Genomic DNA, 16,861 nt, shown 5'->3' with positions numbered 1-16,861 from the left:
AACCTCGGACAAGGTACGGAAAGTCGGCGCGGCGTGCTGGCCCGACCAAGTGTGCTCCACGCGTGCTGAACGCTCCGACAAGCCGGGGATGATCTGGGAAACCGCGTCGGGCTTGGACCAACCAGCCCAACCCGAAAAGCCCGCTGCAGACGGGGGCATGGAGGCCTGATCGCCATAGGTCTGCACGCCTGTATGCGGTTGAAAGCCCGACAAAGCATCGGCCGCCACGGTGGTGGAGGCGCGGTGACCGGCAGCATGCAGCGCATGTTTCAATGCGCCGACGATCAAACCCCGCACCAATGCCGGATCGCGGAAACGGACCTCGGCCTTGGCGGGGTGAACGTTCACGTCAACGTAAAGCGGGTCGATATCGATAAACAGCGCTGCTGCCGGATGGCGGTCACGCGCGAGGAAATCGGCATAGGCCCCGCGCAGCGCGCCTTGCAGTAGGCGATCGCGCACGGGACGACCATTCACGAACAGGAACTGGTGCGCAGCATTTCCTCGCGAATAGGTCGGCAGGCCCGCATAACCCGACAGGCGTACCCCGTCGCGCTCCTGATCGATCAGCAGGGCATTGGCTTCAAAGTCGCGCCCAAGGATCGCGCCCAGGCGGCGTAGGCGGCCTTCATCGCCTTTGTGTTCGGCGGGCAGGCGCAGCGTCGTCTTGCCGTCCAGCGTCAGGGCGAAAGCCACATCTTCATGCGCCATCGCCTGACGTTTGATCTCTTCGGAGATCGCCATGGCTTCGGATCGCTCCGACTTCATGAACTTCAGTCGGGCGGGGGTGGCATAGAACAGGTCGCGCACCTCGACCCGTGCGCCGTGAGGCCCGGGGAAGCCTGCGGGTGCGACCGGTTTGTGGTCGCCGCCTTCGACGGTGATGGCCCACGCTTCCTGCTGACCGGCATCGGACTTGGCGCGGGTCGTAATGGTCAGACGGGCGACCGACCCAATAGAGGGCAGGGCCTCGCCGCGGAAGCCCAGCGTAAAGATACGCAGCAGGTCTACATCTCCTGCATCGTCCGGCTCCAGCTTGGAGGTCGCGTGACGCTCGACCGCGATGGGCAGTTCTTCCTTTGGGATGCCCTTGCCGTCGTCGGCGATGAGGATGCGGGTCAGGCCGCCGCCGTCTGCCTGGATTTCAATATGGGTCGCGCCCGCGTCGATGGCGTTTTCCACGAGCTCTTTGATGGCGCTGGCAGGGCGTTCCACCACTTCGCCGGCGGCGATGCGGTTTACGGTTTCGGGCGGGAGACGACGAATAGGCATGCGAGTCTCAAGATAGGCGGCGCAGCGCCTTGATGCATCCACCGTTTGCTGGAAGCTAACATTTCAATGTGATTTTATTTGGGGTCGGGCTTGTAGAACTAAAACTGATACATATACTGATACCGTTCTCAAGCGGTCGATTCCGCTTCATCAAGGCCTCGACATTCGTGTGGCGGGGCAGGGCTAAACTGAAGAAGGTCTACTATGAAAATCAAAGCCAGCCTTATCGCCGTGGCCGCCGCCGCACTTCTCGCCGCCTGCGGTCAGCCGAACGCCGCAAATGAAAATACTGCCGCTGCTCCGGCGGCCGCAGGTCCGGTGGACCTCAAGGCTCCTGCTGGCGTCTATGTGCTGGACCCGACGCACGCCATCCTGCAAGCCTCTGTGCTGCATAACTCGATCTCGAACTACACCGTGCGCTTCAACAAGGTGGAAGCCAAGGTAACGCTGGATCCGTCTAATCTGGAAAACAGCACCGTGGAGATGAGCGTTGATCCCAAGTCGGTCGATGCCAACTTCCCGGGGGATTACACGGGCACCCACGCCCACAGCGGCTTCAAGAGCTGGAATGAAGACATCGCCAACAATCCGGCAAACCTGAATGCAGGCAGGTTCGGCCAGATGACCTTTAAATCGACCAAGGTGACCAAGACCGGCGACCGTACCGCTGACGTGACCGGCGACCTGACCTTCCTCGGCGTCACCAAGCCGGTGACCTTCAAGGCCACCTTCAACGGCGAGATCGAAAGCCATCCGTTCATGCAGGTTCCGGCCATCGGCTTTGCCGCTGAAGGCACTTTCAAGCGTACCGATTTCGGCATGGCGGCTGGCTATGTCGGTGACGAAGTGACCGTGCGCTTCGACGGTGAGTTCATCAAGGAAGCGGTTCCGGCAGCACCGGCAGCCGCCCAATAAGTGGCAACGCGGGTGGAGGGATGACCTCCACCCGTTTTTTTTGTGATCCCCCAGACCCGTTGAACGCCATGACCACATCAGCCACCCACAGCCGCGACCGCTATTCTGCTGTTGCCATCCTTCTGCACTGGCTGATTGGCCTGTCCATTCTGACCATGATCCCGATGGGGTGGTGGATGTCCGACGCGATTGAGCAGCCCGAGACAGAGGCGCTGGCCTATCGCGTGTTCCAGATTCACAAGTCGGTCGGCTTTTTGATTTTGGCGCTTACGCTCCTGCGGATCGTGTGGCGTTTGACGCATCCCGTGCCGCGGTTGCCTGCGCAAATGCATGGCTGGGAGCGTTTTGCGGCGCGCGCGACGCATGTGGCGTTTTACGCGCTGATGCTGGGGCTGCCGCTGACGGGCTGGGCCTATGTGTCGAGCGGTTGGGCCGTGGCGACCGACACGCCGCTGTCGGTACCGACAAGCTGGTTCGGCCTGTTTGCCATCCCGCACATCGGCTTCATCGAACATGCGAGCGAGGCCGTGCGCCGTACCATCGGCTATATGGCTATGGGTGCGCACAGCAAACTGGCATGGGGGGCCATCGTATTAGTGGTGCTGCATGTTGGGGCGGCGTTGAAGCACCAGTTCCTCAACCGTGAAGGCGTGTTGGCGCACATGGTTCCGGTCCTGCCGCACGCGGACGTGCCACTGGCCGCGCCGCCAAGCGCAAAGGAAAAATGGGTCGAAGGTTTCGCAGGCGTCGCGTTTGTCGCCATCATCGGCCTGACGTTCGCAATCGCCGCCAAGCCCGCGCCGTTGGCGCAGGCAGACGCTCCGGCGACGGTGGCTGCTGCTGCAAACGATACGGCCCTGAAGGCAGGCGCTGCATCGACGTGGACCGTGGATCAGGCGGCATCCTCGATCCAGTTCAGCGGTACGCACTCGGGCGCAGCCTTTACAGGCAAGTTCAACAGCTGGACCGCCGAAATCCATTTCGATCCGGCTGATCTGGCAGGCTCGACGGCGGTGGTCACAGTCGACACAGTCTCGGCCCAAACCGGAGACGCCACCAAGGACGGGGCACTCAAAGGGGCTGAATGGTTCAATCCGGCCCAGTTCCCGACTGCGCGTTTCGAAGCCTCGGAGTTCGTCGCCTTGGGTGGCAACCACTACGAGGCACGTGGCACGCTGCGAATCAAATCGACGTCCCAGCCCGTCGTGCTGCCTTTCACCTTTGACGAGGCGTCGGGAGAGGCCGAGGTCTCGGGCAAGGTGTCGGTCGATCGCACTCAACTGGACCTCGGCATGATGTCTGACGCCGCCGCAGGCTGGGTCTCGAAGATGATCAACGTCGAGATCAAGGTTCGAGCGAAAAAAGCGGCCTAATGTTACCGCCTATTATGGCTAACGGGTTTGCCTGAGAGCTTTAGTAACGGTAGAGCAGGGCCTTTCTTTAACTGCCCTAGCTTTAGGCCACGATCATGCACGACATCAGAGCGATCCGAGACAACCCCGCAGCGTTTGTAGCGGGCTGGTCGTCGCGCGGTGTCGAGGATGCCCAATCGGTCGTGGATCAAGTTCTGGAGCTAGACGTCGCTCTTCGTGCAGCCCAGACCACGGGTCAGGAAGCCCTTGCCAAGCGCAATGCGGCTTCCAAGGCCATTGGCGCAGCCATGGGCAAGAAGGACATGGCCGAGGCTGATCGCCTGAAGGCCGAGGTCGAGACCCTCAAGTACGAAATCGCTACGGCTGGCGAAGTCGAGGCTGCCAAGGGCGCTGAACTGCGCGACCTGCTGGCTGGTCTGAAGAACATCGCTGCCGAGGACGTGCCGAACGGCGCTGATGAAAACGACAACGTTGAAGTCAGCAAGTGGGGCACCCCGCGCACTACTGGCCCGAAGAAGGACCACGCCGATCTCGGCGAGGCTCTGAAGCTGCTGGACTTTGAAGGCGCGGCCAAAATGTCCGGTTCGCGCTTTGCTGTGCTGAAGGGCCAACTGGCGCGTCTAGAACGCGCTATTGGCCAGTTCATGCTGGACATGCAGACCGACAAGCATGGCTACACCGAGGTGAATCCGCCGCTGCTGGTCCGCGACCACACCATGTTCGGTACCGGCCAGCTTCCGAAATTCAAGGAAGACCTGTTCCGCGCCGCCGATGGTGATCCGGCCGCTCCGGTTGATGAAGAGGCCGGTAGCCGCTGGCTGATCCCGACTGCAGAAGTTTCGCTGACCAACCTCGTGCGCGAGCAGGTGCTGAGCGATGAGGAAGTCGCCCAGCCGATCCGCATGACAGCTCTGACCTACTGCTTCCGCGCGGAGGCCGGTTCGGCGGGGCGCGACACCCGTGGCCTGATCCGTCAGCACCAATTCCAAAAGGTGGAAATGGTCTCGATCTGCAAACCGGAAGATTCGGATGCAGAGCACGAGCGCATGACCGGCTGTGCCGAGGCCGTACTTCAGGCGCTGGAACTACCGTACCGCAAGGTGCTGCTGTGCAAGGGCGACATGGGCTTCTCGGCCCAGAAGACCTACGACCTCGAAGTGTGGCTGCCGTCGCAGGATACCTATCGCGAGATCAGCTCCTGCTCGAACTGCGGTGACTTCCAGGCGCGTCGCATGGACGCCCGCTTCAAACGCGCCGGCGAGAAGAAGACCGAGTTCCTGCACACCCTGAACGGCTCGGGCCTGGCCGTGGGCCGCACCCTCGTTGCCGTGATGGAAAACTATCAGCAGGAGGACGGCAGCATCGCCATTCCGGCCGTGCTGCAACCGTACATGGGCGGTCTCACCGCCATCGCTGCTGCTTAAAGAGTATTCATGCGTATTCTTCTGACGAACGACGACGGCATCGACGCCGAAGGCCTGACCTGCCTCGAAAACATCGCCCGCACCCTGTCGGACGATGTCTGGGTCGTGGCTCCGGCTGTGGAGCAGTCGGGCAAGGGCCGCGGCCTGACGCTCACCGAGCCTCTGCGCGTCAACAGGCACGGCGAGAAGAAGTTCTCGGTCACGGGTACCCCGACCGACTGCGTCATTCTGGCGGTGAACGACCTGATGCCTGAAAAGCCCGATCTGGTGCTGTCCGGCGTCAATCGTGGTCATAACGTCGGCGAAGACGTGTCCTATTCGGGCACGGTCGCTGGCGCACTGCAGGGCATGGCGTTCGGCATTCGCTCTATCGCCTTGTCGCAGTCTCTGGAGCGTTTCCACGACGACGTGACGGCGCACTGGGAAACCGCAGAAGCTTTCGCTCCGGGCATTATCAACCGCCTTCTGGAACAGAAGTGGCCGGATGGCGTGGTGATGAACGTGAACTTCCCGCGCCTGCCACCTGAACTGGTAAAGGAAGTCGAGATCACCCGTCAGGGCTTCCGTGATATCGGCGAACTGCACGCAATCCGTCGTGACGACCTGCGCGGTCGTCCGTATTACTGGATGGCTTTCCGTGGCACACCGCATGAACATCCGGCGGGGACCGATCTGCGTGCAATGGAAGAGGGCCGTATCTCGGTCACGCCTCTGCATATCGATCTGACGCACATGCCGATGATCAACGATCTTAAGAAGGTACTGGGCGGCGCTCCGCCCAAGGGTCCGCAAGAGAAGTAAGGCACTACACATGAACCTCGGGGATGATCGCGCTGGCCGTCTGATCCTGTCGCTACGGCGGCAGGGGGTGACCGATGCGCGCGTCCTCAAGGCCATGGAAGACGTCGACCGCTCGCTGTTCGTACACGAGAAGTTTCTGGATCAAGCCTGGGAAGATCAGGCGCTTCCCATCGACTGCGCCCAAACCATCAGCCAGCCGTTTATCGTTGGACTGATGACTCAGGCCCTGCAGGTCGGCCCGCGTCACCGCGTGCTCGAGATTGGCACCGGCAGCGGATACCAGTGCGCGGTCCTCAGCCGGATGGCCCGCTTCGTGTATACGGTCGAACGCTACAAAAGCCTGCTGACCGAAGCCGAGGGACGACTGAAACGCCTCGGTATCGAAAACGTGTTCACGCGCCACGGCGATGGCGGGGTGGGCTGGAATGAACAGGCCCCGTTCGACCGCATCATGGTCACGGCAGCTTCGCCCCATGAGCCGACCGAGCTGCTCAAGCAACTCAAACCCAACGGGGTTTTGGTGGCACCGGTAGGCCGCACCTCGGTTCAGATGTTGAACCGATACACCGGTCAGGATGACGGCAGCTTCACCCGCGAAAGCCTGTGTGAAGTGCGCTTTGTCCCGCTGGTCGAGGGCACCGCCAAAGAAGGGTAAATACGCCCTTAACCATTTCGCCCCACTTTCGCGCGAGTTTGCCGTTTTGGTCTGGATTCGAATCCGGCCAACCCGGATATTCTGAATGTGAATTGTGATGACGGAGACGGGGATGCTGAGCAGCCGCAATTGGTTACGGGCGGGATTGCTGGCAGGGAGCGCACTGACGCTCGCCGCCTGTTCGACCTATCCGACTGAGCCGCGCTATTCCACGCGTCCGACCCCGATGGGGCAGGCGCCGGCGCCGTATGGTCAGAATCCGTATGCGCCACCCGCGCAAACGCAGCCGGCCCAACCCGCGCAGACTGCCCCCAGTAACCCTTACTATCAGCCCAACACACCGCCTCCGGTAGAGCAGGGGCCGATTGCCAGCGCTGGTTCGATCGAGGGCGGTGGTCTGCCGGCTCCTGCAGGTCCGGCCTATCCGTCCACGGGTGAACCCACCCGGGTAACCCCGCCGGCAAATACAGCTCCGGTCGAAGCGGGTGCAGCCTATGTGATCCAGCAGGGCGATACGATTTCAGGCGTCGGTCGCCGCTTTGGCGTTCCGGTGCAAACCCTGATCGACCTGAACAATCTCGGCCCCCGCGGTAGCATTACCGCCGGTCAGCGGCTGACCCTGCCGACTTCGGCGGTTGATCGCGGGACGGATCCTTACGCCACCGGTCCGGCACCATCGGGCGTACGTATCGCGTCCGGGGCTTCTGCGCCGCCACCGCCGCCGCCGCCGAGCGGGAATGCACCGCTTCCTGCAGCGCCGCGTCCGCAACCGGCACCGGCTCAATCCACGCCGTCTGCGACCAATCCACCCGCGCCGATTGGTCAGCGCGTTGCGCTTCAATGGCCTGTACGTGGCGACATCCTGCGTCGCTTTGGTCCAAGCGGCCTTGGCGAGCGCAATAACGGCATCAATATTGGCGCTACGGCAGGCGCGGATGTCAAAGCTTCGGCAGACGGCACCGTGGCCTATGTCGGTAGCGATATTGTGGGGCAGGGCCTCACGGTGCTGATCGTACACCGCGACGGTTGGCGTACGGTCTATAGCCATCTGGGTTCGGCAACGGTTCGTGACGGAGCTACTGTTCGCGCAGGCCAAACCATCGGCACGGTCGGCACCACGGCGGGCGATGGCCGTCCGTCGATCCACTATGAAGTTCGCCAAATGCGTGGTGACGATCCCATTGCGATCGACCCGCTGAGCATTTTGCCGCGCTAAAATCACAAAAAACGATGCGATTGGGGACGGATTGAGTGAAATGATCCGTCCCTGCCATCGGGTCGCGTTGCAAATGCATGCCGCGCACCCTAGTTTTCGCGCCTTATTTCCAATGGGTCCCCCAAGGTGGGGCGTGGCCCAATTCGGGGAGCTATAAATTGAATATGTCCGATCCGGGTGCCATGGGTGCCATCATGCAGTTCGCGCCGCTGGTGCTGATCTTCGTGCTCTTCTACTTCCTGATGATCCGTCCTCAGCAGAAGCGCATGAAGGCTCACCAAGCCATGCTTCAGGCTCTGAAGCGCGGCGACGAAGTCGTTCTGTCGAACGGCATGGTCGGTAAGGTCACGCGCGTCGAAGAAAACGAAGCCATGGTCGACATCGCCCAAGGCGTTTCGGTCCGCGTCGTGCGCTCGATGATCGCTGAAGTGCGTAACCGCACCGCAATCGCGGCTAACGACAAGGGCTAAGGCCCCCATTAACGGCGGCTAGCCGCCCGGAGATGCCCTGACATGATTCAGCTAGCACGCTGGAAAGTCGTCTTGGTCAGCCTGTCGCTCGTTATCGGGCTTCTGCTGGCCTTCCCGAGCATGCTCACGTCCGAACAGCGCGCTGCGCTTCCGGGCTGGCTGCCGAAGAATGGTGTGAACCTCGGCCTCGACCTGCAGGGGGGCTCGTACCTCCTGCTCGAAGTTGACGTTCCTGCCATGCGCGCAAAGCGCGTCAACAACCTGATGGAAGACGTCCGCGTCACCCTCGGCGAGCAAAAGGTGGCCGTCGGCAACCTGCAGCGCGAAGAGGGCGGGGTGGTTGTGACCGTAACCGATCCTGTCCAGAACGAAGCCGCCCTCAAGGCGCTGCGCCAGTTGGCCAGCACCGGTGCGGGTGCTCAGGGCGTTTCGGATCGCGCGGTTACCAAGCTGAGTGACGGTCGTATCCGTTACGGCTTCACCGATGCCGGCATGTCCAGCATGGGTGCAACCGCTGTCGATCAGTCGATTGAAGTGGTTCGTCGTCGCCTCGACAGCTCGGGCACCAAGGAAATCTCGATCACCCGTCAGGGCGCGGACCGCATTGTGGTTCAGGCTCCGGGTCAGTCGGATCCCGCTGAACTGGAACGGTTGGTCGGTCAAACCGCACAGCTGACGTTCCAGATGGTCGATACCTCGGCCACGGGTCTGCAAGACGCACTGGCTGGCCGCGTGCCGCCGGATGCCGAACTGCTGCTCGACGACAACAACACGCCTTATCTGGTGAAGCGCCGTATTCTGGTCTCGGGTGAGAACCTGACCCGTGCGGGCGTTGGTACCGATCAGAACGGTCGTCCGGCTATTGACTTCCAGTTCGACGGTCAGGGTTCGCGCCGCTTTGGCGAGGCAACTGCCCAGAACATTGGCAAACCGTTCGCCATCATTCTGGACGGCAAGGTCATTTCGGCCCCGACCATTCAGGGCGCGATCACTGGCGGTTCGGGCCAGATCACGGGCAGCTTCTCGATCCAGTCTGCTGCTGAGCTGGTGAACCTGCTGAACGGTGGCGCGCTTCCGGCTCCGCTGAAGGTGGAAGAGCGCCGTGTGGTGACCGCGGAACTGGGTGCTGATGCTGTTAAGGCCGGTGCCATCTCGACGGCCATCGGCTTCCTGCTGATCATCGTCTTCATGATCGGTGCCTACGGCTTCCTATTCGGCGGCATCTCGGTTCTGGGTCTTATCCTGAACGGTATCCTGATCGTTGCGGCCATGTCGGTTATCGGCGCGACCCTGACGCTTCCGGGTATTGCCGGTCTGGTTCTGACCTTCGCCGTGGCCGTGGACGCCAACGTTCTGATCTATGAGCGGATGCGTGACGAAGCCCGTCTGGGACGTTCTCCGATTGCGACCATGGATGCCGGTTTCAACCGCGCCATGGGCACCATCGTCGACGCCAACCTGACGACGCTGGTTGCTGCACTGATCATGTTCATGTTCGGTGCGGGTCCTGTACGCGGCTTTGCGTGGACGCTGACCATTGGCGTGTTCACCTCGATGTTCTCCTCGGTGATGGTCGCCCAGGTTCTCCTTGGTTATTGGCTCAAAGTGGCCAAGCCTAAAAAACTGCCGATCGCGGAGTAATGCCGATGCGTGGATGGCCTCTCATCAAACTGCTTCCGCAGAAAACCAACTTCCGCTTCGTGCGCTACGCCAAGCTTATGGGCGGTCTCGCCGTTCTGCTGTGCGTGGCCTCGATTGTCGGGGTTTTCTATCCGGGTCTGAACCTCGGCATCGACTTCCGTGGTGGCGCTTCGCTTGAAGTGTCCAAGCCGGCGGGTCAGGTGCTGGAATTGGATAAGGTCCGCTCGGCCGTGGGCGCACTCGATATGGGTGACGTTCAGGTTCAGGGTATCGACGGCGTCTCGTCCGCCATCGTCCGCTTCCAGGTTCCTGCCGGACAAGACCAAACCGCCGTCGTGAACCGCGTCGAAGGCGCGATCCAGTCGGCCGTTGGCGACGTGAAGTACTCCAACGTCAGCGTTGTGGGTTCGAAGGTATCGGGCGAACTGTTCCGTTCGGGCATTTACGCTCTGGGCGCGGCGATCTTCCTGATGTTCCTCTACATCTGGTTCCGCTTCGAGCCGCAGTTCGGCTTTGGCGCGATCATCGGCCTGCTGCACGACGTGATCCTGACCTTTGGTCTGATCGTCCTGTTCCGCTTCGAGTTCAGCCTGAACACCGTGGCCGCCATTCTGACGGTTATCGGTTATTCGATGAACGACACCGTCGTTGTGTTCGACCGCCTGCGCGAAAACCTGCGCAAGTATAAGACCATGCCGCTGCGCGACGTGATCGACCTGTCGCTCAACGAGACCCTGTCACGGACGATCATCACCGGCGTCACCGCCGTTGGCGTTCTGGCTGTGCTGGCGATCTGGGGTGGTCCGGCTCTGTTCGACTTCTCCATCGTTCTGATGATCGGCATCATCATCGGCACCTTCTCGTCGATCTATATTGGTACGCCGGTCGTGCTGATGTGGGGCGTGAAGCGTGGTGCACTCAGCAAGGATGGCGACGACGATAACAAGCCGGTCAAGTTCGGCATGGCCAGCCGCCCGTAAGGCGCGACTGAGTTCAAGCTTTGAAGGCCCCTTCGCCCCATGGTCGAGCGGGCCTTTTCTTTTGCTTACGCCAAGGGTTCGGCCTTGCTTGGGAGGACGGCATGCGCCATCGGGTGAGGCAATGACCGGATTTGATCTCGATGCGCAGGTGCGCGAAGCCGAACACGACCGCTGGCTATCCAGCCGCTTTGTGTCTGACCCCTCGCTGAGGGCTGATCTTGTTACGCTCTACGCACTGGAAGCCGAACTGCTGGCCATTCCCACGCGCGTAACCCAGCCGATGCTTGCCGAGATGCGCTACACTTGGTGGTCGGAACAGTTGGACGGCGTGTTCTCCAATAACCCCCGCATCGGTCACCCCGTACTGGAAAGGCTGACGGCGGTCGTTGCACGTCATGATTTGCCGCGAGGGCCGTTCGAGGCGCTGATCGATGCGCACGTTGATCGCGTGAACGGCCACCCCCACGATCTGGCTGCGCTCTTTGTTGCGCCGATGCAGTTGGCGGCACGCATCCTCGCCGGAGAGGGGCATGACGACGCCGTCGCGGGGGCAGGGCAGGTTTATGGTCTGATGCAAACGGGGCAAGAGGCCGAGGCCAAGGCAGCCAAGGCGCAGGCCAATCGTGATCTGGCGCGTCTGCCTGCGACAGCGTTTCCGGCGGTCGCCCACGCTGCGCTATCGCGTCAGGCACCCGAACCGTTTAAACGACTGCAGATATTCTGGGCGACGGTGAGGGGCCGAATCTAATGAATGAAGCGCAACTGCGCCGACCCGCGGCTCTGTGGCTGGCAGTCACGACCCTGTTTGGGCTGGCTGGAACGGTCGTGGGCCTGTTGCCCGTCGTGCTGACGTGGGGCCTGTTCCGCGATGGTCAGGTCGGGCTCGGCACCGCGCTGGGTACGATGATCCCGTACGTCATGCTCATGGTCTGCCCGCTGGTCGCATGGTGGCTGCTGCTGCGTCGCCGTTATCTGTCCTCGATAATCGTTGCCACGCCGCCCATCCTGATGTGGGCTATCAGCATCATCGCTCAGAAGCTGATGGCCTAATCTCAGATCTGGTTCAAAGGCAGTTTGATGAACCGCTTGCCGCTTTCCTCGGCAGGCGGCAGAGCCCCCGCTCGGATATTTACCTGAAGGGCGGGCAAGATCAGCTTGGGCGCGGACAGTGTGGCGTCGCGGGCTTCGCGCATAGCGACAAAGTCGTCCTCGCTGCGCCCCCCGCCGACGTGGATGTTCGACGCCTTCTGGGCACCCACTGTCGTTTCCCAAGCAAACTCGGTTCGACCCTGTGGCAGGTAGTCGTGCCCGACGAACACGCGCGTCGAATCCGGTAACGAAAGAATGCGCTGGATGGACTGATAGAGTGTCCGCGCATCCCCGCCCGGAAAGTCGCAACGCGCGCTACCGTAGTCGGGCATGAACAAGGTGTCCCCGACGAACGCTGCGTCCCCGATGACATAGGTCACGCAGGCGGGCGTATGACCGGGGGTGTGTATGACACGCGCTTCTAGGGCACCGATCATGAAGTGGTCGCCGTCGGAATAGGTTTCGTCGAACACCACGGAATCAGGCGTGACGTCGTGTGCATCAAACAGATTGCCGAATACCTTTTGGACCTTTGTGATGTGCTGGCCGATACCGATTGGCACGCCGGTGCGGTGACGGATTTCATCCGCGCCCGTGAGGTGGTCGGCGTGTGCGTGGGTTTCAAGTACGCGCACGAGCTTCAAATCGTGATCGCGAATGTGCGTCAGGATACGCTCGATTGAAGCGGTCGAGGTGCGCGCAGCGGCCTGATCGTAATCGAGCACCGGATCGATGATGGCCGCACTATTCGTCGCCGGATCAACCACCAGATAACTTACCGTGTTTGTCGCCGTGTCGAAAAAGCCGGTGACCTCGGGGGTGTGGGTATGGGTCATACGTGCCTCCATTCCGAGCCTTAAAATATTAGGCATTGCTAATTTAGCAAGAGCTAATATATATGCGGCATGGTTGATCTCACGCAAATAAGCCTCGAGCAGTTCCAAGCTAACGCCGACAAGGCCGCAAAGCTGCTCAAGGCGATGTCCAATGAAAGCCGTCTGATGATCCTTTGCCAGATCGGTGAGGGCGAGCGGCAGGTAGCAGAGCTTCACCTGGGCCTGTCCCAGTCGGCGCTGTCCCAGCATCTGGCCCGTCTGCGCGAGGATGGACTGATCTCGTCGCGTCGTCAGGGCACGGCAGTCTTCTACAGCATCAGCGATCCCTCCGCGATGAAGGTGATCGGCACCTTGGCCGAAATCTATTGTCCGCCGATGGCGGGCTGACCTCCCCGAAAGGAAATCCCCCATGAATCCTCTCGTCGTCCTGACTCCTCGGGATGTCGCTGCACGTTTGAAATCCGGACAGGCTGTCCTGATCGACGTTCGTGAGTCAGACGAATACGCGCGTGAGCACATTGCAGGCGCGGTTTCGGCCCCGATGTCTGTGTTCGAAAATGCCAACCCGCAACTAGAGGCGGGTAAAGACACCATCTTCATGTGCCGAAGCGGCAACCGCACGGCCAGCAACTGCCAACGTCTGGACGCCCGCGTCGTCGGGACGGCATTCGTGCTCGATGGCGGCCTTGAGGCTTGGAAGAAGGCTGGCCTGCCGATCAAGTTGGATACGAAGCAACCGCTTGAACTGATGCGTCAGGTTCAGATGGCAGCGGGTGGTTTGATCCTGACCGGAGCGGTGTTGGGCACCGCCGTTCATCCGGCATTCTTCGGGCTTTGCGCATTTGTCGGCGCTGGTCTGTTTGTTGCGGGTGCGACGGGTTTCTGTGGAATGGCGCGTTTGCTGGCCGTAATGCCGTGGAACCGCGGAATGAAAAAGGCCTAACCCATGGAACCGACCCAGCTTCTGCTGACGGCCCTCAGTGGAGGGTTGGTGGCCCTGTTGCTGACGGTGTTCGGCGGTGGCGGGTCGGTTCTGGCCGTCCCATTGCTGCTTTACGTCGTGGGCGTCGCAGATCCGCATACGGCCATTGGCATTTCGGCAGCAGGCGTTGCCCTGAACGGTCTGACGGCCTTGGCGGGTCAGGCGCGGGCAGGGCGTGTGCGCTGGCCTTGCGCCATCATGTTCGCCGTGATCGGCGCGGCGGCATCATGGGTGGGCTCATCGGTAGCCAAGGCCATACCCGGTGACGCACTATTACTCGCCTTTGCAATGGCTATGGGCCTGATCGGTGCCTCCATGCTGAAGCCGAAGAAGGACCCTGGAGACCCTTCTGTGCGCCTGAACCGAGCCATGGCACCTCGCCTCGCAGGCGCAGCGACGGTCGTTGGCAGTGCGGCTGGCTTCTTCGGTATCGGTGGCGGGTTCCTGATCGTTCCGGGCTTGATGTGGGCCACGGGAATGACTCTGGCCGCAGCTCAGGCGACCTCGCTTCTCAGCGTCGCGGCGTTCGGAGCCAGTACCGCGGTCAACTACAGCCTGTCGGGCATGGTCGACTGGGTGGCCGTTGCTGTCATGGCGCTTGGCGGAGTTGTCGGCACCTTGGTCGGCTTGCCGATCTCCCGACTTCTGGCCGATTACGCTGCGCTGGGGCGGCGGTTGTTCGCAGGGTTGATCCTGCTGGTGGCGGTCTATGTGGCTTTTAAAGCAATAACGGGCGGCTGATTTTTCAGCCGCCCGTCGGGTTTAGAAGTTGACGTCGCGCCAGTTCTTCAGCGCGTCCAGAGCGCGGATGCTCTGCAGACGCTTCTTGGCCCGGCCGCGTTCCTTGGGATGGATACGCTTGCCGTCTTCATCAACCTTGGGCGCTTCCAGTGGCGGCAGCAGGCCGTAGTTGATGTTCATCGGCTGGAACTTCGAGCCTTCCATGTGGCCACCGGTGATGTGCTCGACCAATGCGCCCATGGCCGTTTCCGGCGGCGGGACATCGATCTGGCGACCCAGAGCCTGAGCCGCAGCCAGACGACCCGTTAGCAGGCCCATGGCGGCGCTTTCCACATAGCCTTCAACGCCCGTGACCTGACCGGCAAAGCGCAGACGCGGCAGAGCTTTAAAACGCAGTTGCTTGTCCAGCAGCTTGGGCGAGTTCAGGTAGGTGTTGCGGTGAAGACCGCCCAGACGGGCGAATTGGGCATTCTCCAGACCCGGGATCATGCGCAGCACTTCGGTTTGCGCGCCGTACTTCATCTTAGTTTGGAAACCGACGATGTTGTAAAGCGTGCCCAGAGCATTGTCTTGACGCAGTTGCACGATGGCGTGGCATTTGACGGTTGGGTTGCGCGGATTGGTCAGGCCAACCGGCTTCATCGGGCCGTGGCGTAGAGTCTCGCGACCGCGCTCTGCCATCACTTCAATCGGCAGGCAGCCATCGAAGTAGGGGACGTGTTCCCATTCCTTGGATACAGCGGTCGGGCTGGCCAGCAGCGCGTCGATGAAGGCGTTGTACTGTTCCTTGTCCATCGGGCAGTTGACGTAGGCCGCGGTCTCGCCGCTCGGGCCTTCCTTGTCATAGCGCGACTGCATCCACGCGATGTCGAAGTTGATGCTGTCGGCGTGAACAATCGGCGCGATGGCGTCAAAGAAGCTCAGGCCTTCTTCACCGCCCAGTTTCAGAACGGCGTCAGCCAGTGCTTCGGACGTCAGCGGGCCGGTGGCGACGATCACATTGTCCCAGTCTTCCGGCGGGATGCCTGCCACTTCACCACGCTCGATGGTGATCAGCGGGTGTTCCATCAGGCGCTTGGTTACAGCGTCCGAGAAGCCGTCGCGGTCAACCGCCAGCGCGCCGCCAGCAGGAACCTGATGTTCATGACCGCATGCCATGATAATCGAGTTCAGCTCGCGCATCTCTTGGTGCAACAAGCCGACAGCGTTGTATTCCCAATCGTCCGAGCGGAACGAGTTGGAGCAGACCAGCTCGGCAAAGCCGGCGGTCTGGTGCGCGTCGGTACGAACCTTGACGACTTCACCGTCTGCACCGGCTTCGTCGCGGCGCATTTCGTGAAGGGTTACCGGCACGCCCGAATTGGCGATCTGCCAAGCAGCTTCCGAGCCGGCCATGCCGCCGCCAATAACGTGGACGGGGCGAATAGGGGAGGTGGTGGACATGAGGGCGCTTCTACCGATCAATGGCCTCGCTGTCATGCGGCTATACGTTGATATAGGCTCTGGCGGAATCAAACGGGGAGCGGCTTATGACTGCAGCAACATTCGATCCATGGACGGCAGTCACTGACTCGCTGACGTTCCTCAAGGAAAATTACCGTCGCGTCGCGATATGGGGCCTGCTTATGTATGTCCCGGTTGTTTTTATCCTTCTGGCCTTCATGCCAATCTTCCTCGCCGCCGCTGCTGCCGGTGCAAGTGGTGGAACTCCCGAGGATTTAGGTTTGGGAACGTCTCTCGCTGTCAACGCTGTGAGCGGCTTGGGCAACGTACTTCAGGTCGTCGCGGCTATTCCGATCTATGTGGCCGTTGGTTTCATGATGTGGGGACGTACCCGCACTAAAGCATGGCTTGGTCTGCGCATCGGCATGGACGAGGTGCGTGTGTTTCTAGTCTATCTCGGCATGATCGCCGCCATCTGCATTGGCTTTATGGTGGCCGCAGTTGTTATCGGTCTGATTGTTGTCCCGCTGAGTTACGTGTCTCAGGTCGCAGGCGCTTTGGTGGCTGTGCCCTTGGTTCTTGCGGCCATCGCCGCAACGATTTGGGTCGGCATCAGGGCGTCACTGATTATTCCGGCGACGCTGGACAAGGGTAACTTCGCCTTTGTTGAGGGCTGGCAGGCGACGAAGGGTCGATTCTGGCCGCTTCTGGGTGCGGGGCTTCTGGCGTTTCTGATGATGCTATTGATTGCGGTCGTGTTCGTGGTCGTGATCATGATCGTCGCGCTGATTGCGATGCTGATTGTCGGTGCCGCGACTGGATGGAGTTTCGATCTAGCACCTGGAACGATCCTCGCTCTGACCATTCCGGGCCTAGTGGTCTATTTCGTCGCGATGGCGGTGCTGGCCGGAGCTCAAGTCGTCTTGACGATGGGCCCGTGGTACTCGATCTGGAAGCAGCTGGATCACAATGGTTCTGCGCCTGTTGCGCAGCAGCCCGAACCTGATGCTCAGCTCTGAAATT

18 protein-coding genes are annotated in these 16,861 nt (G+C 61.2%); 15 read left to right on the top strand and 3 right to left on the bottom strand.

Features of this window, described 5'->3' with window-relative positions:
* Positions 1-1,272: DNA mismatch repair endonuclease MutL (gene mutL / locus OB03_RS04985; RefSeq protein WP_461343399.1), on the bottom strand; the 1,272-nt coding region annotated here is incomplete at its 3' end.
* 204 nt (positions 1,273-1,476) lie between these two features.
* Here mutL and OB03_RS04980 point away from each other — a divergent pair.
* The 11 genes from OB03_RS04980 (at position 1,477) to OB03_RS04930 (ending at position 11,797) form a co-directional block, all read left to right on the top strand.
* Entirely contained in the window at positions 1,477-2,187 is a 711-nt protein-coding gene (locus OB03_RS04980) for a YceI family protein (RefSeq protein WP_461343398.1), read from the top strand.
* A gap of 68 nt (positions 2,188-2,255) precedes the next feature.
* A complete protein-coding gene (locus OB03_RS04975) occupies positions 2,256-3,560 on the top strand; it encodes a YceI family protein (protein WP_461343397.1) in 1,305 nt (434 codons plus the stop codon).
* Between the two features lie 95 nt (positions 3,561-3,655).
* Positions 3,656-4,984: a serine--tRNA ligase gene (gene serS, locus OB03_RS04970; protein WP_461343396.1), complete on the top strand. Its 1,329-nt coding sequence runs from the start codon at positions 3,656-3,658 to the stop codon at positions 4,982-4,984.
* A 9-nt stretch (positions 4,985-4,993) separates the two neighbouring features.
* Positions 4,994-5,785 carry a 5'/3'-nucleotidase SurE gene (gene surE, locus OB03_RS04965; protein ID WP_242913334.1) on the top strand — a complete coding sequence of 264 codons (792 nt, stop codon included), beginning with the start codon at positions 4,994-4,996 and terminating at the stop codon, positions 5,783-5,785.
* A gap of 10 nt (positions 5,786-5,795) precedes the next feature.
* Entirely contained in the window at positions 5,796-6,440 is a 645-nt protein-coding gene (locus tag OB03_RS04960; RefSeq protein WP_242913335.1) for a protein-L-isoaspartate(D-aspartate) O-methyltransferase, read from the top strand.
* A gap of 112 nt (positions 6,441-6,552) precedes the next feature.
* Positions 6,553-7,656: a peptidoglycan DD-metalloendopeptidase family protein gene (locus OB03_RS04955; protein ID WP_461343395.1), complete on the top strand. Its 1,104-nt coding sequence runs from the start codon at positions 6,553-6,555 to the stop codon at positions 7,654-7,656.
* Between the two features lie 164 nt (positions 7,657-7,820).
* Positions 7,821-8,126 (top strand): preprotein translocase subunit YajC, encoded by a 306-nt coding sequence (gene yajC / locus OB03_RS04950; protein WP_242913337.1) that lies wholly within the window; start codon positions 7,821-7,823, stop codon positions 8,124-8,126.
* A gap of 42 nt (positions 8,127-8,168) precedes the next feature.
* A complete protein-coding gene (gene secD / locus OB03_RS04945) occupies positions 8,169-9,767 on the top strand; it encodes a protein translocase subunit SecD (RefSeq protein ID WP_461343394.1) in 1,599 nt (532 codons plus the stop codon).
* Positions 9,767-10,747, top strand: coding sequence for a protein translocase subunit SecF (gene secF / locus OB03_RS04940; protein WP_242913339.1), 981 nt, complete (start codon positions 9,767-9,769; stop codon positions 10,745-10,747). The genes secD and secF overlap by 1 nt, the downstream gene beginning before the upstream one ends.
* A gap of 121 nt (positions 10,748-10,868) precedes the next feature.
* A complete protein-coding gene (locus tag OB03_RS04935) occupies positions 10,869-11,495 on the top strand; it encodes a squalene/phytoene synthase family protein (RefSeq protein ID WP_461343393.1) in 627 nt (208 codons plus the stop codon).
* Positions 11,495-11,797, top strand: a complete 303-nt coding sequence (locus OB03_RS04930; protein ID WP_242913341.1) for a hypothetical protein — start codon at positions 11,495-11,497, stop codon at positions 11,795-11,797. The genes OB03_RS04935 and OB03_RS04930 overlap by 1 nt, the downstream gene beginning before the upstream one ends.
* Positions 11,798-11,799: 2 nt before the next feature.
* Here the strand turns inward: OB03_RS04930 and OB03_RS04925 are convergent, their stop codons facing one another.
* Complete coding sequence (locus OB03_RS04925) at positions 11,800-12,672, bottom strand: MBL fold metallo-hydrolase (RefSeq protein WP_242913342.1); 873 nt, start codon at positions 12,670-12,672, stop codon at positions 11,800-11,802.
* Between the two features lie 69 nt (positions 12,673-12,741).
* Here OB03_RS04925 and OB03_RS04920 point away from each other — a divergent pair, with 69 nt between their 5' ends.
* From OB03_RS04920 to OB03_RS04910, 3 genes are read left to right on the top strand one after another with little or no spacing between them, the layout of a single operon-like run.
* A complete protein-coding gene (locus OB03_RS04920) occupies positions 12,742-13,059 on the top strand; it encodes an ArsR/SmtB family transcription factor (RefSeq protein WP_242913343.1) in 318 nt (105 codons plus the stop codon).
* Positions 13,060-13,081: 22 nt separating this feature from the next.
* A complete protein-coding gene (locus tag OB03_RS04915; protein ID WP_461343392.1) occupies positions 13,082-13,615 on the top strand; it encodes a rhodanese family protein in 534 nt (177 codons plus the stop codon).
* 3 nt (positions 13,616-13,618) lie between these two features.
* Positions 13,619-14,395, top strand: a complete 777-nt coding sequence (locus OB03_RS04910; RefSeq protein WP_461343391.1) for a sulfite exporter TauE/SafE family protein — start codon at positions 13,619-13,621, stop codon at positions 14,393-14,395.
* Between the two features lie 21 nt (positions 14,396-14,416).
* On the opposite strand, the gene trmFO is transcribed toward OB03_RS04910, so the two are convergent.
* Positions 14,417-15,838 (bottom strand): methylenetetrahydrofolate--tRNA-(uracil(54)-C(5))-methyltransferase (FADH(2)-oxidizing) TrmFO, encoded by a 1,422-nt coding sequence (gene trmFO, locus OB03_RS04905; protein WP_461343390.1) that lies wholly within the window; start codon positions 15,836-15,838, stop codon positions 14,417-14,419.
* 86 nt (positions 15,839-15,924) lie between these two features.
* Here trmFO and OB03_RS04900 point away from each other — a divergent pair, with 86 nt between their 5' ends.
* Entirely contained in the window at positions 15,925-16,857 is a 933-nt protein-coding gene (locus OB03_RS04900) for a hypothetical protein (RefSeq protein WP_461343389.1), read from the top strand.
* Positions 16,858-16,861 lie beyond the last annotated feature (4 nt).

Source organism: Brevundimonas sp. GN22 (assembly GCF_054824005.1).
The sequence above is the reverse complement of the archived record's forward strand: the minus strand, read 5'-3'. Positions and strand labels throughout refer to the sequence as shown.

Excerpts from the sequence above, each read along its gene's own strand:
- OB03_RS04955 (WP_461343395.1), top strand. The coding sequence starts at position 6,553 with ATGCTGAGCAGCCGCAATTGGTTACGGGCGGGATTGCTGGCAGGGAGC.
- OB03_RS04975 (WP_461343397.1), top strand. The coding sequence starts at position 2,256 with ATGACCACATCAGCCACCCACAGCCGCGACCGCTATTCTGCTGTTGCC.
- OB03_RS04935 (WP_461343393.1), top strand. The coding sequence starts at position 10,869 with ATGACCGGATTTGATCTCGATGCGCAGGTGCGCGAAGCCGAACACGAC.
- OB03_RS04930 (WP_242913341.1), top strand. The coding sequence starts at position 11,495 with ATGAATGAAGCGCAACTGCGCCGACCCGCGGCTCTGTGGCTGGCAGTC.
- serS (WP_461343396.1), top strand. The coding sequence starts at position 3,656 with ATGCACGACATCAGAGCGATCCGAGACAACCCCGCAGCGTTTGTAGCG.
- OB03_RS04915 (WP_461343392.1), top strand. The coding sequence starts at position 13,082 with ATGAATCCTCTCGTCGTCCTGACTCCTCGGGATGTCGCTGCACGTTTG.
- trmFO (WP_461343390.1), bottom strand. The coding sequence starts at position 15,838 with ATGTCCACCACCTCCCCTATTCGCCCCGTCCACGTTATTGGCGGCGGC.
- OB03_RS04920 (WP_242913343.1), top strand. The coding sequence starts at position 12,742 with ATGGTTGATCTCACGCAAATAAGCCTCGAGCAGTTCCAAGCTAACGCC.
- yajC (WP_242913337.1), top strand. The coding sequence starts at position 7,821 with ATGTCCGATCCGGGTGCCATGGGTGCCATCATGCAGTTCGCGCCGCTG.
- secF (WP_242913339.1), top strand. The coding sequence starts at position 9,767 with ATGCCGATGCGTGGATGGCCTCTCATCAAACTGCTTCCGCAGAAAACC.
- OB03_RS04980 (WP_461343398.1), top strand. The coding sequence starts at position 1,477 with ATGAAAATCAAAGCCAGCCTTATCGCCGTGGCCGCCGCCGCACTTCTC.
- OB03_RS04900 (WP_461343389.1), top strand. The coding sequence starts at position 15,925 with ATGACTGCAGCAACATTCGATCCATGGACGGCAGTCACTGACTCGCTG.
- OB03_RS04960 (WP_242913335.1), top strand. The coding sequence starts at position 5,796 with ATGAACCTCGGGGATGATCGCGCTGGCCGTCTGATCCTGTCGCTACGG.
- secD (WP_461343394.1), top strand. The coding sequence starts at position 8,169 with ATGATTCAGCTAGCACGCTGGAAAGTCGTCTTGGTCAGCCTGTCGCTC.
- OB03_RS04910 (WP_461343391.1), top strand. The coding sequence starts at position 13,619 with ATGGAACCGACCCAGCTTCTGCTGACGGCCCTCAGTGGAGGGTTGGTG.
- surE (WP_242913334.1), top strand. The coding sequence starts at position 4,994 with ATGCGTATTCTTCTGACGAACGACGACGGCATCGACGCCGAAGGCCTG.
- OB03_RS04925 (WP_242913342.1), bottom strand. The coding sequence starts at position 12,672 with ATGACCCATACCCACACCCCCGAGGTCACCGGCTTTTTCGACACGGCG.